Here is a 13,427-nt window from a genome sequence, read left to right on the forward strand (position 1 = left end):
TCCGCTCCTATTTCACGATGTAGGGCAGCAGGCCGATATGCCGGGCGCGCTTGATCGCCTTGGCCAGCTCGCGCTGCTTCTTCGCCGAAACGGCGGTGATGCGGGACGGGACGATCTTGCCGCGCTCGGAGAGGAACCCCTGCAGCAGCTTGACGTCCTTGTAGTCGATGACCGGCGCGTCTTTGCCCGAAAAGGGGCAGCTCTTGCGGCGGCGGAAAAATGGGCGTGCCATGATCTATGTCTCCTTGTCGCCGGTCTAGTCGTCGTCGCGGCTGCGCCGCTTCGAATCGCGCTCATTCTTGCGCATCATCACCGACGGGCCTTCTTCATGCTCGTCGACGCGGATCGTCATATAGCGGATGACGTCTTCGTTGATGCGCGTCTGGCGCTCGAGTTCCTCGACGACAGTGCCCGGTGCATCGACATGGAGCATCACATAATGCGCCTTGCGATTCTTCTGGATCGGGTAGGCGAGCGACTTGAGACCCCAGGTCTCGGTCCGCGTGACCTTGCCGTCATTGGCTTCGATAATCTTGGTTGCTTCCTCGGCAAGGCCGTCCACCTGGGCCTGGGCCAGGTCCTGACGCGCGAGGAAGACATGCTCGTAGAGAGCCATGCTTCTTTTACCTTTCTGGCCGATCGCTGACGCCGCACCATGCGAACGCCCCTCCGGCTTTCTTCAAAAATCAGGGGCAAGACGCGCCGCGTCTCACCCCGGAAGCGCGCCATTTAGGGGTTTTGCGCCCGGATGGCAAGCCGCCATGCTGCATTTGCGAAACCCGATCCGGTTGACACTGGTTGACACGGGCCGGGGGTAAGCGGCCCGCCTGTACCACCTCTCTTGCAAACATGACGGTCACGATCGCGATCTTCCTGAGACAATCGCGTGATAACGACCTTCGCCACGATATCATGGAGTTAGCGGTGTAGGACAGGCCGCGCATACATGTTGCACATCCAGACCGTTCGTCGCATGTACCGGCCGATGGGCGGCATTCCCTTTCTTCCCGAACTCGATCCGCGCGACATTTTCTATACGATCATCGGCCTCGCGCTGCTCGGGCTGACGCTGCGTCCCGCACTGACCCAGTACAGATTCGCCAATATTCCGCTGATCTATGTAGCTATCGGTGCCGGGCTGGCGCTGATCGGCCTGCCGGTGCTCAATCCGCTGGACGGCGGCCTTTCGGCCAAACTGATCGAACATATATCCGAGCTGATCGTCATCATTTCGCTCGCCGGGGCGGGGCTGGCCATCGATACCAAGGAAAGCTGGAAAAACTGGCAGGCGTCGTTCCGCCTGCTCCTCATATCGATGCCGCTGACCATAGTCGCGGTGTTTCTGCTAGCCTTCTACCTTGTCGGCCTGCCCTGGGCGAGCGCGATGCTGCTGGCCGCGGTGCTGGCGCCAACCGATCCGGTGCTGGCGCGCGCCGTACAGGTCGGCCCGCCGGGCAAGAAAGAAACGCCGATGCAGGTCGCGCTCACGGCCGAGGCGGGTTTGAACGACGGGCTTGCCTTCCCGTTCGTCTACCTCGCGATCACGGCGGCGACGCTCGGCTTTGCCAGTACCGGTTTGCCCGACTGGGCATGGTCGTGGTTCGGCTACGACTTCCTCTATCGTGTCATTGCGGGCTGGGTCGTCGGCTATGGCTGCGGCTATGTGATCTCGCGGATCGTATTCAGCCGCTTCGGCGATGCGACGCAGGGCGCCTGGAATTCGATCATCGTGATCCTCGCTTCGACTTTGTTGTCCTATGGTATTGCGGAAAGCTTCAACGCCTACGGTTTCCTCGCCGTGTTCGCGGCAACCCGCGCCGGCCGCGCCAATACGCGGGGCACGGACGATGCCTCATACGAAAAATATGTGCATCATGGCGCCGATCAGCTCGAGGCGATCCTGCTTGCCTTGCTGCTGCTGTGGTTCGGCATGTTCGTCGGCTCTGGCGCGCTGGACGGGATAAGCTGGGCCGAGATCGCGCTCGCCGTCCTTTTGATCCTCGCGATCCGCCCGGCCAGCGGCATGCTCTCGCTGCTCGGCTATTCCTGCGAGAATCTGGAACGCGTGAAAGTCGCCTTTTTCGGCATACGGGGCATGGGTACCGTGTTCTACATCGCGTACGCGCAAAACCATGCGGAATTCGACGGTATAGAGAGCGTGTGGCGGATCGCCGCTGCGACGATATTGTTCTCCATCGTCCTGCACGGCTTCGCGGCCAACTTCGTGCTGGAAGAGGCGGAAGAGGCAGACCATCCGTACAAGGCCGACGATCCGGACGAGGCCGTAGAGGCATCATAGCCGCCGTGCTGAGTGAGATTTGGGTCGCAGGCAGCGTCGCGCGCAAAATACTATCATGACGATCCGGCCTGTTCTGCTATAGACTGGGGGAAATCACGAGGAGATCAGCCATGGCCACGGCAGTGAAAGAAACATCGACCGCCTTGGAAGTCGAACAGGGCTTCAACATCCCCGATCCGACGGAAATCGATCGGCTCGAAGGCAAGGTATCCGATATCGAATGGAAATTGCGCTGCGACCTTGCGGCCACCTATCGGCTCTGCGCGGTCTATGGCTGGACCGATCTCGTCTTCACGCACATCTCGGTCCGCCTGCCGGACGAGGATGGCGAGGAGCGCTTCCTGATCAATCCCTATGGCGTGATGTTCGACGAGATGACAGCGTCTTCGCTTGTAAAGATCGGACTCGACGGCAATCCGAAGCAGGAAACGCCCTATTTCGTGAACGCGGCCGGTTTCACCATTCACAGCGCCGTGCACAGCGCGCGCGAAGATGCGGGCTGCGTGATTCACGTCCATACGCCCTATGGCGTGGCCGTCTCCGTGCAGAAGGACGGGCTGCGGCGCTACACCCAGTTCTCGATGCAGGTCTATGACGATCTCGCCTATCACGATTATGAGGGCATCGCGCTCGATCTCGACGAACGCGAGCGGCTCATCGCCGATATCGGCGACAAGAACCTGCTGATGCTGCGCAACCATGGCACGCTGACGATCGGCGAGAATTGCCCGATCGCGTTCCTGCGCATGTATCTGCTGGAGAATAGCTGCAAGACGCAGATCCTGGCACAGTCGATCGGCGGGGCCGAGCATCTGCACGAGGAAAGCGAGGATATGGCGCACCGCGTGTTCCAGCAGGCGTCACCTGCTTTCACCAAGGGGCTCGGCGACAATCTCATCTGGCCGGGGCTCCTGCGCAAACTGAACCGTACCAATCCGGGTTTCGACTATTAAGCCCAAGACCGGCGGTATCGCGATATCGGTCGGGCTGCGATGGCGCGGCTGATCCTGTTCAACAAACCCTATGGCGTGCTCTCGCAGTTCACCGACCGCGGGACCGAAACCGCCCGCGCGACGCTGTCCGACTATGTCGACGTACCGCGCGTCTATCCGGCGGGAAGGCTGGACCGGGACAGCGAGGGGCTGTTGCTGCTGACCGATGACGGAAAACTGCAGGCGCGCATCGCCGATCCGAAGCACAAGATGGCGAAAACCTATCTCGTTCAGGTCGAGGGTGAGCCGGACGAGGCGAGCCTTGAACGGTTGCAGAAGGGTGTGCGTCTGAAGGACGGCGTGACCCGCCCGGCTGAGGCTGAGCGTATCGCCGAGCCCGATCTCTGGCCCCGCGATCCGCCGATCCGCGTGCGCAAGACAGTGCCCGATAGCTGGCTCAGGCTCACGATCCGCGAGGGCCGCAACCGACAGGTACGGCGGATGACGGCGGCGGTGGGTTTCCCGACGCTGCGGCTCGTGCGGTGGCGCGTCGGCGACTGGACCGTGGACGGCATTCCGCCAGGCGAATGGCGCGACGCGGATGGCTGATACCTATGACGCGATCGTCCTCGGTGCAGGCGCGGCGGGCATGTTCTGTGCGGCGCTGGCCGGGCAGCGCGGGCGGCGCGTGCTGCTCATCGAGCGCGCCGAGGCGCCGGGCAAGAAAATCCTGATTTCGGGCGGCGGGCGCTGCAATTTCACGAACATCCATACCGCGCCCGATCGCTATCTCTCGGCCAATCCGCATTTCGCGAAATCGGCGCTCAGCCGGTATACGGCGCAGGATTTCATCGACCTCGTCGAACGCCACGGCATCGCCTGGCACGAAAAGACGCTTGGGCAGCTGTTCTGCGATGGCTCGGCAAAGCAGATCGTCGCGATGCTGCGCGACGAGGCTGCGAAGGGCGGAGTAGAGCTGGCGCTGGGTCAGGATATTGCCGATGTCGGTCATGCCGATGGCCGATTCCGTGTAACAACAGGCGACCGGGCCGTGGACGCTCCGGCGATCGTGATCGCAACTGGCGGGCCTTCCATCCCCAAGATGGGCGCGACGGGTTTCGCCTATGATCTGGCGCGGCAGTTCGGGCTGAAAGTCGTCGAACCGCGCCCCGCGCTCGTTCCGTTGACACTGGGCGGCGATGATGTGCTGTTCCGTGAGCTCTCAGGCGTTGCTGCCGATGTCGAAGCGCGGTGCGACAAGACCGCGTTTCGCGAAGCGGCGCTTTTCACTCATCGCGGCCTGTCGGGCCCGGCCATCCTGCAGATCTCTTCCTATTGGCGGCATGGCGAGGAGATCGGGATCGACTTCTTACCGGAGCGGGAGCAGGGCTGGCTGTCCGAGGCGAAGCGCAGTCATCCGTCGGGCACGGTGCGCGGCTTGCTGCGCGACGCGCTTCCCGATCGGCTGGCGACGACGCTGGCGGAGCGGCTGGATGTGGACGGCGATATCGGCAACCTGCCGGACAAAATCCTGTCGGCGGCCGAGGCGCGGCTCGCCGACTGGCGCTTTCGCCCCAACGGAACGGAAGGTTTCGCCAAGGCCGAGGTCACGATCGGCGGGATCAGTACCGCGGAGCTGTCGTCGAAAACGATGGAGGCAAAGCGCGTGCCGGGGCTCTACGCAATCGGCGAAGCCGTCGACGTCACCGGCTGGCTAGGCGGCTATAATTTCCAATGGGCCTGGGCCAGCGGATGGGCGGCAGCGCAGGCGCTATGACGCCTATCGAGCGTCGGGATCGAAGGCGACGCTGCCCCGGCTAACGAGTTCGGCAACCAGCGCGACCAGGTCGTCCGATTTGCCGGCCTTCGCATCCAGAATGACCTGATCGTGCGCGCTAAGCCCCTCTGCAAATGAGATCCTTTCATCCGCACATTCGAAGCTTTCGCCATCGACGAACAGCAACAGGGAGTCTGCATCGTTTCGGACGAACGAAAAGCGGCTCGCGGGATTGCGAAGCAGCGCGATGCCCTCCGCGATCTTCGCGCGGACGGTTTCGGCACCGACCGGTTTGTCAGGTTGCCAACTGACCTCGGAATATTTGGGCGCCGAACTATATTCGCCGAACCAGCGGGCGAAGGCATCGCGATCGGCCAGTGTTTCAGCGACCATGGCGTGCAGCCTATCGATGGCCGCGGCGGAAATCTCACCCGGATTGTCCTGCGCGGCCAGGTCCGGGTCGGCATAGCGTTCATCGTCGGACATGTCGGTTAGTCGGTCCTCGACCCAATGCGCGATCAGCTCGCTGCGCGACGGTGCGCGGAAGCCGATCGAATAGGTCATGCAATCGTCGCCGACGGCCAAGCCGTCATGCGCGATGCCGGGCGGTATATAGAGCATATCGCCGGGCTCCAGCACCCATTCGTCCGTCGTCTCGAAATCCGCGAGCAGGCGGAGCTCGTCGTGCGGGCGCAGCGCACTCGTGTCGTCGCATGGCTGCCCGATCTGCCAGCGCCTCTGGCCGAGGCCCTGGATCAGAAAGACGTCATATTGATCGAAATGCGGCCCGACACCGCCGCCGTCGCTCGCATAGCTGACCATAACATCGTCGATGCGCCAATTGGGCACAAAGCGAAACGGTGCGATCAGCGCCGCCACGTCCGGCACATGATGATCGACGGCCTGCACGAGCAGCGTCCATGGAGCTTCGCCCAGCGTATCGAACCGTGCTTCGGGCAATGGGCCATGCTCGACGGACCAGTCGCCGTCCGCGTGCACGACCAGCCGCGCCTCGATTTCTTCTTCGCAGGCCAGCCCCGCCAGTTCCTCGGGAGCGAGTGGATTCTCCCAAGCGGTCCAGGGATTGCGGATCAGCGCGGGCGCCTTCTGCCAATGATCGCGCAGAAAGCTATCGCTGTCGAAATCGCGAAGCTGCATGAGCCGCCGGGTCAGGCCGCCCAGTCCAGAATGACCTTGCCGGACTTGCCCGTATTGATCGTTTCGAACCCGGTCTCGAATTCCTCTGCGCCCATCCGGTGGGTGATGATCGGATCGATATTGAGGCCGCTTTTGATCATAGCGCTCATCTTGTACCAGGTCTCGAACATCCGCCGCCCGTAAATGCCGCGGATTTCGAGACCCTTGAAGATCACATGATCCCAGTTGATGCCGGTGCCCTCCGGCAGCAGCCCGAGCAGCGCGATCCGTCCGCCATGGTTCATCACGTCCAGCATCTGCTCGAACCCCGATGGCGCGCCCGACATTTCGAGCCCGACATCGAAGCCTTCGGTCATGCCGAGATCGGCCATCACGTCGCGCAGATCCTCGTTCGCGACGTTCACGGTCCGCGTGGCACCCAGCGTTTTGGCGAGATCGAGCCGGTAATCGTTGACGTCCGTCACCACGACATTCTGCGCCCCGACATGCTTCGAGACCGCAGCAGCCATCGCGCCGATCGGACCGGCACCCGTGATCAGCACATCCTCGCCGACCATGTCCTGCGCCAGCGCCGTGTGCACGGCGTTGCCGAACGGATCGAACAGCGCGGCGATATCGTCCGTCACCTCGTCGGGCAGCTTGTAGGCGTTGAAGGCGGGGACGGAGATATATTCGGCGAACGCGCCCGTGCGGTTGACGCCGATCCCCTCGGTATTGCGGCACAGATGCCGGTTTCCGGCCCGGCAATTCCGGCAATGGCCGCAGGTGATATGGCCTTCCGCAGATACCCGGTCGCCGATGGCAAAGCCGCGCACTTCGGAGCCCATTTCGACGATCTCGCCCATAAATTCATGGCCAACGATCATCGGAACGGGAATGGTCCGCTGCGCCCAATCGTCCCAGTTATAGATGTGCATGTCGGTGCCGCAGATCGCGGTCTTCTTCACGCGGATCAGCAGGTCGTTCGGCCCGGTAGTCGGCATCGGGCTGTCTTCCATCCAGAGGCCGGGCTCGCTTTTCGCTTTGACGAGGGATTTCATGCGGCGGCTCCTTCCGGCACAAGGCCGAGTTCCTGCCCGACCTTGGTGAAGGCAGCGATAGCCCGGTCGATCTGCTCGTCGCTGTGCGCGGCCGACATCTGCGTCCGTATACGCGCCTCGCCCTTGGGTACGACGGGGAAGGAGAAACCGATCACGTAAATACCTTCTTCGAGCAGCCGCGCGGCCATATCCTGCGCGAGTTTCGCATCGCCTAGCATAACCGGGATGATCGGATGTTCGCCGGGCAGCAGGGTGAATCCGGCCGCCTCCATGCCGGCCCGGAACCGTTGCGAATTATGGATGAGTTTTGCGCGCAGATCGTCGCCCTGCTCGACGAGATCGAACACCTTGATCGAGGCGGCGACAAGGGGCGGGGCGATGGCGTTGGAGAAGAGATAGGGCCGGGCGCGCTGTTTGAGCAGGTCGATGACATTCTGCCGCGCGCAGATAAAACCGCCCATGCCGCCGCCCAGTGCCTTGCCGAGCGTGCCCGTCAATATATCGATCCGGCCTTCGACGCCGCGATATTCGGCCGAACCGCGGCCATTCGCCCCGAGAAAACCGCTTGCATGGCAATCGTCGATCATCGTCAGCGCATCATACCTCTCGGCGAGATCGCAAATGGCGGGGAGATTTGCGATCGTGCCGTCCATCGAGAATACGCCGTCCGTGACAATCAGAATCGTGCGCGCGCCATTGCCCCGCGCCTCTTCGAGCTTGCTCTTCAGATCATCCATATCGTTGTTCGCGAAGCGATAGCGCGCGGCCTTGCACAGCCGCACCCCGTCGATGATCGAGGCATGGTTGAGGCTGTCCGAGATGATCGCGTCCTCGGACCCGAGCAGCGGTTCGAACACCGCGGCGTTCGCGTCGAAACAGGCGGCGAAGGTGATCGCGTCATCATAGCCGAAGAACGCGGCTATCCGCTGTTCAAGTTCGCGATGCAGGTCTTGCGTCCCGCAGATGAAGCGGACGGATGCCATGCCGTAACCACGGCTGTCCATCGCCGCCGCGGCGGCCTCCTTCAGCGCGGGATGATCGGCGAGGCCGAGATAGTTGTTCGCACAGAAATTGAGGACGGAGTGCGTTTCTCCATCCTGTTGCACTTCGATCTCGGCGCTCTGGTGCGATGCCAATATCCGTTCGGGCTTGGTCAGCCCCTGATCCGCGATATCCTGCAATGTGTCGTCGACCCGCGCGTAAAATCCGGCAGACATGTATTCTGGTTCCTCTTCGCCAAACTTTTCGCGCCCGCTTTACAGCGCTTTGCATCGTCAGGCGAGACGGTGATCCAGATTTACCGGATGTCCCGCAAAGGAACGCTTAGTCCTGCGTCCGCGCGGCCAGCCAGATCGCGATGCCCGTCGTCAGTGCGGCCACGGTGCCCGCTGCGCCGGCCATGAAGACCATCGCCAGGCCCTGCGGAATGGCGAGAATGTTGATCGCCGCGGCGCCAAGACCGACCAGGATACTCAGCAGGCCGACAGCCTTTATCGCCGTGCTGCCTTTCGCAAGCAGCGCTAGTCCGAAGCCGATCCCGGCGAGCCCGATCAGAACCTTGGCGAGGAAATAGAAGAAAAAGGCGCCGCCCAGAACGGTTGTGAGCAGCGGGGAAAGCGCTTCGCCGGCGGTTGCGGCTGGCGCGAACATCGTGAGCCCGATGCCAAGCTGGATCACGTTGAAGATGCCTGACAGCGCGAGTGCCGCCCAGGTCGTCGGCAGCGCATTGCCGCGCGCCAGGGCCACGAACGCGGCGGCGGCGAGGCCGGTGAAAAGCGCCAGCTCGATGGTCCAGACCATCGCGATTTCGGCCCAGCGATCGGTGAAATAGGCCGCGCGATCGGCATTGGTGACCCCGACGCTGGGATCGGACGCGGACGGCCCGCCGAGCGCAAGCATATAGACGATCTGGGTGACGACGCTGAGGATCAGGGCTGCGGCAACGAAGACGGCAGCGCGACGAGTGGTGGTATCCATGAAATTGCCCCTGCTGGAGAGATATGATGGCCGAGCTTCGCTCCGCTCTAGTAAAAGGTTACGGACCGAGGGAAATGGGATTGTATCGATACGGTATTAGAGACTAGCGTTCCGGTGTCCATGCACCAGCGACTTCCTGCCTTTCTAAACGAACCGTGGTTCGCGTTTCGCAATCGCGCTGAGTGCGGCGTTGGATAGCGCGCCGGATCGGATGGTGCGCTCCGTCGTCATTATAGGCGGCGGCACGGCCGGCTGGATGACGGCCGCTGCCCTGGCGCATCGCCTCGCCGCGACAGGCGTCTCCATAACACTGATAGAATCCGCCGAAATCGGGACGGTGGGGGTCGGCGAGGCCACGCTGCCGCATATCCGCTATTTCAATCAGGCGCTCGGCATAGACGAGGCCGAGATGATGGCGCGCACCGCCGCGACGATAAAGCTCGGCATCGAGTTTCGCGACTGGAGCAGGCCGGGCGACCGCTACATCCATCCGTTCGGCGCGCATGGCGACGATATCGGCGCGGCGGACTTCCATCATTATTGGGTAAAGCAGCAGAAAGCCGGGCAAGTCGAGCCGTTCGGCAGCTATTGCTATCCGATCGTTGCAGCCTGGAACGACAGGTTCGCGCTGCCGGAAGAGAATCCGGATTCCGCGCTGGCTGCCTTCTCCTATGCGTTTCAGTTCGATGCGAGCCTCTATGGCGCGTTCCTCGCGGATTACGCGCAGAAGCGCGGCGCCCAGCGCGTGGAAGGGAAGGTGGTCTCCGTTCGATCGAATGGCGAAAGCGGCTTCATCGAAGCTGTCACCTTGGAATCCGGCGTGAAAATCGCAGGCGATCTCTTCGTCGACTGTTCGGGCTTTCGCGGTCTGCTCATCGAGCAGGAAATGGCCACAGGCTATGAGGATTGGAGCGACTATCTGCCGTGCAACCGCGCCTATGCCGTGCCGTGCAAGACCGAGGATACCGTCGGCCCTTACACGCGGGCGACGGCGCGCGATGGCGGCTGGCAGTGGCGTATTCCGCTCCAGCATCGGGTAGGCAACGGCCATGTCTATTGCGATCGGTACATCAGCGATCAGGAGGCCGTCGACCAGCTGATGACGACGCTGGAAGGCGAGCCGCTGGCCGATCCCAAGCAGCTTTTCTTCAAGACCGGGAAGCGACGAAAGCTGTGGAACCGGAACTGCGTCGCGATCGGCCTGTCCGGCGGGTTTCTCGAACCGCTCGAATCGACGAGTATCGATCTGATCCAGAGCGGCATCACCAACCTGATCGAACTCTGGCCCGAACGCGATTGCGCCCAAAGCGACGTTGCCGAGTATAACCGGCTGATGGACCTGGAGTTCGCGCGTATTCGTGATTTCCTGATGCTGCACTATGTCGCGACCGAACGCGACACGCCGCTCTGGCGCGATATGCGCGAGATGGACTGGCCGGACAGCCTGGCGGAGAAGATCGAGGCCTTCCGGCGGCGTGGAATCGTGCCTGAATATGAAAGCGGGCTTTTTCAGCCGCCGAGCTGGCTGTCGGTGTTCATCGGCCAGAATATCCTGCCGGAAACCTGCGATCCGCGCGCCGACATTATGGATGACGGCGCGCGCAGCGCCGCGCTCGAACGGATCCACGCGGATATTGCCGATCGCGTGCAGCGGACCAGTGGGCATTCGGATTTTCTCGACGGTTACGGCGCGCGATATGAAGGCGCGGGGCCGGTGTCCGCATGACGGACCAGGAAAAACCGCTCGCATCGATTGCCGTGTTCGGCCGCCGCCATGCGCTGTGGCCCGTGGCGAGCATATTGGCACAAAACCTGCCCGATCGGATCGAACTGATCCTGATCGAGGAAGAGGGCGATACCGTCGATCATGCGGGGCTTGTGTTGCCTTGGCAGAGCCGGTTTCACGAGGCGATCGGCCTGACGCCGCACGATCTGGCGAAAAACTGCAACGGCATATTCGGGCTCGGCGTCGAGCTGCGCGACTGGCGGGGCGAGGGCAGCCGCTTCTTCCTCGCGCCCTCCGGCACATTGCCGGCGATCAACGGCGTCGCGCTTCACCATGTTATGCTGCGCGCGGCGTGCATGTACGAGGATGCGGACCGGTTGGACTATCTGTTGCAGCCCTTCCGCTTCGCGGCCCGCGCGGCGGAGGCCGGGAAATTTGCCGATCCGGCTGACGATGCCGACTCGCCGCGCGCCATGCTGGGACCGACGGTGCAGTGCGGACGCGCGGCCTATGCAGCGATGCTGAAAGACAGGGTCCCGGCAGACAGGGCGAGGGTAGTGCGCGGTCGGCCGGTCCGCGTATCGACCGATGCGGGCGCGGGGCATATCGGTAAAGTCATTTTGGATAGCGGGGAAGAAATTTCCGCCGATTTGTTTGTCGATGTATCGGGCACTCTCATGGAGCTCCTTCCGGAAAGCTTTGACGCGGGCGGACGGTCGCTATCCGATATCGTCGCTTTCGATCGCATCGTGCGCGGGGATGCCCAGGCGCAGTCGGTAGCAGGCCATGCCAGCGCGCACGCACTGGCAGGCGGGCTGCTGTTCGAGACTCCGGTTCGCGACACGGTCTACTCCGAACTGCTCTTCTCGTCGGAAACGATAGCGGAGAGCGCGGAGCGGAAGCTGGTGAATTCCGGCGACCCGTCGGCGCCTTTCTCCGCCTTCTATTCGCATACACCCTGGACGGGAAATATCGCGCGGCTGGGGCCCGCATCGGCCGTGTTTGGGCCGTATCTTTCGGCGGACATGCGGTTGTTGCACGAACAGGCGCTCCACCTCGTTCGCTACATTCCGGCGAGGCGCGAGATGACGGTCGAAGCGACCGCGTTCAATTATGCGCAACGGGGTGCCGCCCAACAGTTGCGCGATTTTATCGCCGTACCGTTCCTGCTCAACGGACGAAACGATGCGCCATGGTCGGGTATTCGGCCGGTCGAACCACCGGAGAGTCTGGCGATCCGGCTCGAACAATTCCGCAGCCGCGGACGCTTCGTGACGTTCGACGGCGAGCTTTTCGATCGTCAGAGCTGGATCGACATGATGATTGCTTTCGGCATCGTGCCCCAACGTTACGACCCGCGGGTCGACGCCATGGATATGCGCCGTATCGCACCGCTGCTCAAACAGATGACCGACACGTTTACACATGAGATCGCCGCCATGCCGGACCGCAGCGCCTATCTTGCCAAAGCTGGCCTCGCATAGCGCTAGTCAAAACACGGCATGATCGCCACGGTCGACCGATGTTTCGCCGGCGATCAGCTCAGCGTAGAAGTCGAAAAGGGTCTCCGTGCCCGTGGAGGGCGTGGCGTCGGCGTCGTATCGTCCGGTTTCCGGATCGAGCAGCAGCATCGACTCGGTGGCATAATAGCGGCCGATACGCGCCAGTTCGGCCTTCTCCGCCGCGGCAGGGACGAGCTTGCCGATCAGGCCCAGCGTTCCCGCAATGGCATCGAGCATTTTGACCGGCACATGTCGGAAGCGAGTTTCCCGGCCCAGCAGCGCGAAGAGATGCTCGCCCTGTTGTCGCGGCGTTATCGCCTCGCCGGGACCGCCGATCGGCAAGACCCGGTTCTGCAGCTCCGAGTCATCGATACAGTCGGCAAGATAGGCGGCGAGGTCGCCATCGCTGATCGGCTTGCAGGCGGTCAGTTCGCCGTCGCCGAAGAGCAGAAATGGCTTGCCGTTTTGCACACGCGCGACTTGGCCGGACAGGGATTTGAAGAAGGCCGTAGGCCGGACGATGGAATAGGTGAGGCCGGACTCGATGAGCGCATTTTCAAAAGCGAGTTTTGCCCGTTGAAAGGCGAGTAGCGGCTTCTGAACGCACATCGCGGAGAGCAGGATGAAGTGCGAAACGCCCACTTTCTTCGCCGCGGCCAGTGTATTCATATGCGCCGCATGGTCGATGGCCCAGGCGTCTTTCGGTGCCCCGGTGCGCGATGCCATGCAGGATAGTACCGCATCGAAATGCTCGCCGCGAAAGCCGTCCTTCTCCAGTGATTCCGGATCGCCGACATCGCCATATCGCAGCTGCGTGCATGACTTCAGTTCGGCAATGGCGGCTGGCGGCGCCTCGGCATGCTCGCGTCTCACGAACGCCGTCAGCTCGTGCCCTCGGCCCGCTAGTGCATGCGCCGTGGCTCGACCGATAGTACCTGTCGCGCCCAGAAGAAATATTCTGCGTCCGGCTATGCTGTCCTCCCGTATACGCGCCCCGGAAACTTCTACTATCGTGC

Annotated in this window: 13 protein-coding genes; 6 read left to right on the forward strand and 7 right to left on the reverse strand. The window is 62.5% G+C overall.

The annotated features are described in order from the left end of the window. Window positions 1-7: 7 nt before the first annotated feature. Both rpsR and rpsF read right to left on the reverse strand, forming a co-directional pair. Window positions 8-232, reverse strand: coding sequence for a 30S ribosomal protein S18 (rpsR, locus tag ACTS1Z_RS06780; RefSeq protein ID WP_442613739.1), 225 nt, complete (start codon window positions 230-232; stop codon window positions 8-10). Between the two features lie 24 nt (window positions 233-256). Next, complete coding sequence (gene rpsF / locus ACTS1Z_RS06785; RefSeq protein WP_442623688.1) at window positions 257-616, reverse strand: 30S ribosomal protein S6; 360 nt, start codon at window positions 614-616, stop codon at window positions 257-259. A 330-nt stretch (window positions 617-946) separates the two neighbouring features. Here rpsF and ACTS1Z_RS06790 point away from each other — a divergent pair, with 330 nt between their 5' ends. From ACTS1Z_RS06790 to ACTS1Z_RS06805, 4 genes are all read left to right on the forward strand, one after another. Further along, a complete protein-coding gene (locus ACTS1Z_RS06790; protein WP_442623689.1) occupies window positions 947-2,299 on the forward strand; it encodes a cation:proton antiporter in 1,353 nt (450 codons plus the stop codon). A 110-nt stretch (window positions 2,300-2,409) separates the two neighbouring features. Next, window positions 2,410-3,252 (forward strand): class II aldolase/adducin family protein, encoded by an 843-nt coding sequence (locus ACTS1Z_RS06795; protein WP_442623690.1) that lies wholly within the window; start codon window positions 2,410-2,412, stop codon window positions 3,250-3,252. A gap of 39 nt (window positions 3,253-3,291) precedes the next feature. Further along, window positions 3,292-3,840 (forward strand): pseudouridine synthase, encoded by a 549-nt coding sequence (locus tag ACTS1Z_RS06800; protein WP_442623691.1) that lies wholly within the window; start codon window positions 3,292-3,294, stop codon window positions 3,838-3,840. Then, entirely contained in the window at window positions 3,833-5,008 is a 1,176-nt protein-coding gene (locus tag ACTS1Z_RS06805) for an NAD(P)/FAD-dependent oxidoreductase (RefSeq protein ID WP_442623692.1), read from the forward strand. Before ACTS1Z_RS06800 ends, ACTS1Z_RS06805 begins: the two co-directional genes overlap by 8 nt. A gap of 3 nt (window positions 5,009-5,011) precedes the next feature. Here the strand turns inward: ACTS1Z_RS06805 and ACTS1Z_RS06810 are convergent, their stop codons facing one another. The 4 genes from ACTS1Z_RS06810 to ACTS1Z_RS06825 all read right to left on the reverse strand — a co-directional run bounded on the left by ACTS1Z_RS06810 (window position 5,012) and on the right by ACTS1Z_RS06825 (window position 9,183). Further along, window positions 5,012-6,166, reverse strand: a complete 1,155-nt coding sequence (locus ACTS1Z_RS06810; protein ID WP_442623693.1) for a JmjC domain-containing protein — start codon at window positions 6,164-6,166, stop codon at window positions 5,012-5,014. A gap of 11 nt (window positions 6,167-6,177) precedes the next feature. After that, window positions 6,178-7,206: an L-threonine 3-dehydrogenase gene (gene tdh / locus ACTS1Z_RS06815; RefSeq protein WP_442623694.1), complete on the reverse strand. Its 1,029-nt coding sequence runs from the start codon at window positions 7,204-7,206 to the stop codon at window positions 6,178-6,180. Continuing rightward, window positions 7,203-8,423 carry a glycine C-acetyltransferase gene (locus ACTS1Z_RS06820; protein ID WP_442623695.1) on the reverse strand — a complete coding sequence of 407 codons (1,221 nt, stop codon included), beginning with the start codon at window positions 8,421-8,423 and terminating at the stop codon, window positions 7,203-7,205. The genes tdh and ACTS1Z_RS06820 overlap by 4 nt, the downstream gene beginning before the upstream one ends. A gap of 106 nt (window positions 8,424-8,529) precedes the next feature. After that, window positions 8,530-9,183 carry a hypothetical protein gene (locus tag ACTS1Z_RS06825; RefSeq protein ID WP_442623696.1) on the reverse strand — a complete coding sequence of 218 codons (654 nt, stop codon included), beginning with the start codon at window positions 9,181-9,183 and terminating at the stop codon, window positions 8,530-8,532. A 211-nt stretch (window positions 9,184-9,394) separates the two neighbouring features. Between ACTS1Z_RS06825 and ACTS1Z_RS06830 the strand changes: the two genes are divergently transcribed. Together ACTS1Z_RS06830 and ACTS1Z_RS06835 are read left to right on the forward strand one after the other, a co-directional pair. Continuing rightward, complete coding sequence (locus ACTS1Z_RS06830) at window positions 9,395-10,909, forward strand: tryptophan halogenase family protein (protein ID WP_442623697.1); 1,515 nt, start codon at window positions 9,395-9,397, stop codon at window positions 10,907-10,909. Next, the gene (locus ACTS1Z_RS06835) at window positions 10,906-12,393 is read left to right on the forward strand and encodes a tryptophan 7-halogenase (RefSeq protein ID WP_442623698.1); all 1,488 of its coding nucleotides are present in this window, start codon (window positions 10,906-10,908) and stop codon (window positions 12,391-12,393) included. Before ACTS1Z_RS06830 ends, ACTS1Z_RS06835 begins: the two co-directional genes overlap by 4 nt. Window positions 12,394-12,399: 6 nt before the next feature. On the opposite strand, the gene ACTS1Z_RS06840 is transcribed toward ACTS1Z_RS06835, so the two are convergent. Further along, entirely contained in the window at window positions 12,400-13,422 is a 1,023-nt protein-coding gene (locus tag ACTS1Z_RS06840; protein WP_442623760.1) for an NAD(P)H-binding protein, read from the reverse strand. Window positions 13,423-13,427: the final 5 nt, after the last annotated feature.

This window comes from Parasphingopyxis sp. (genome assembly GCF_052168295.1).
Lineage (GTDB): Bacteria > Pseudomonadota > Alphaproteobacteria > Sphingomonadales > Sphingomonadaceae > Parasphingopyxis.

Excerpts from the sequence above, each read along its gene's own strand:
- rpsR (WP_442613739.1), bottom strand. The coding sequence starts at position 232 with ATGGCACGCCCATTTTTCCGCCGCCGCAAGAGCTGCCCCTTTTCGGGC.
- rpsF (WP_442623688.1), bottom strand. The coding sequence starts at position 616 with ATGGCTCTCTACGAGCATGTCTTCCTCGCGCGTCAGGACCTGGCCCAG.
- ACTS1Z_RS06790 (WP_442623689.1), top strand. The coding sequence starts at position 947 with ATGTTGCACATCCAGACCGTTCGTCGCATGTACCGGCCGATGGGCGGC.
- ACTS1Z_RS06795 (WP_442623690.1), top strand. The coding sequence starts at position 2,410 with ATGGCCACGGCAGTGAAAGAAACATCGACCGCCTTGGAAGTCGAACAG.
- ACTS1Z_RS06800 (WP_442623691.1), top strand. The coding sequence starts at position 3,292 with ATGGCGCGGCTGATCCTGTTCAACAAACCCTATGGCGTGCTCTCGCAG.
- ACTS1Z_RS06805 (WP_442623692.1), top strand. The coding sequence starts at position 3,833 with ATGGCTGATACCTATGACGCGATCGTCCTCGGTGCAGGCGCGGCGGGC.
- ACTS1Z_RS06810 (WP_442623693.1), bottom strand. The coding sequence starts at position 6,166 with ATGCAGCTTCGCGATTTCGACAGCGATAGCTTTCTGCGCGATCATTGG.
- tdh (WP_442623694.1), bottom strand. The coding sequence starts at position 7,206 with ATGAAATCCCTCGTCAAAGCGAAAAGCGAGCCCGGCCTCTGGATGGAA.
- ACTS1Z_RS06820 (WP_442623695.1), bottom strand. The coding sequence starts at position 8,423 with ATGTCTGCCGGATTTTACGCGCGGGTCGACGACACATTGCAGGATATC.
- ACTS1Z_RS06825 (WP_442623696.1), bottom strand. The coding sequence starts at position 9,183 with ATGGATACCACCACTCGTCGCGCTGCCGTCTTCGTTGCCGCAGCCCTG.
- ACTS1Z_RS06830 (WP_442623697.1), top strand. The coding sequence starts at position 9,395 with ATGGTGCGCTCCGTCGTCATTATAGGCGGCGGCACGGCCGGCTGGATG.
- ACTS1Z_RS06835 (WP_442623698.1), top strand. The coding sequence starts at position 10,906 with ATGACGGACCAGGAAAAACCGCTCGCATCGATTGCCGTGTTCGGCCGC.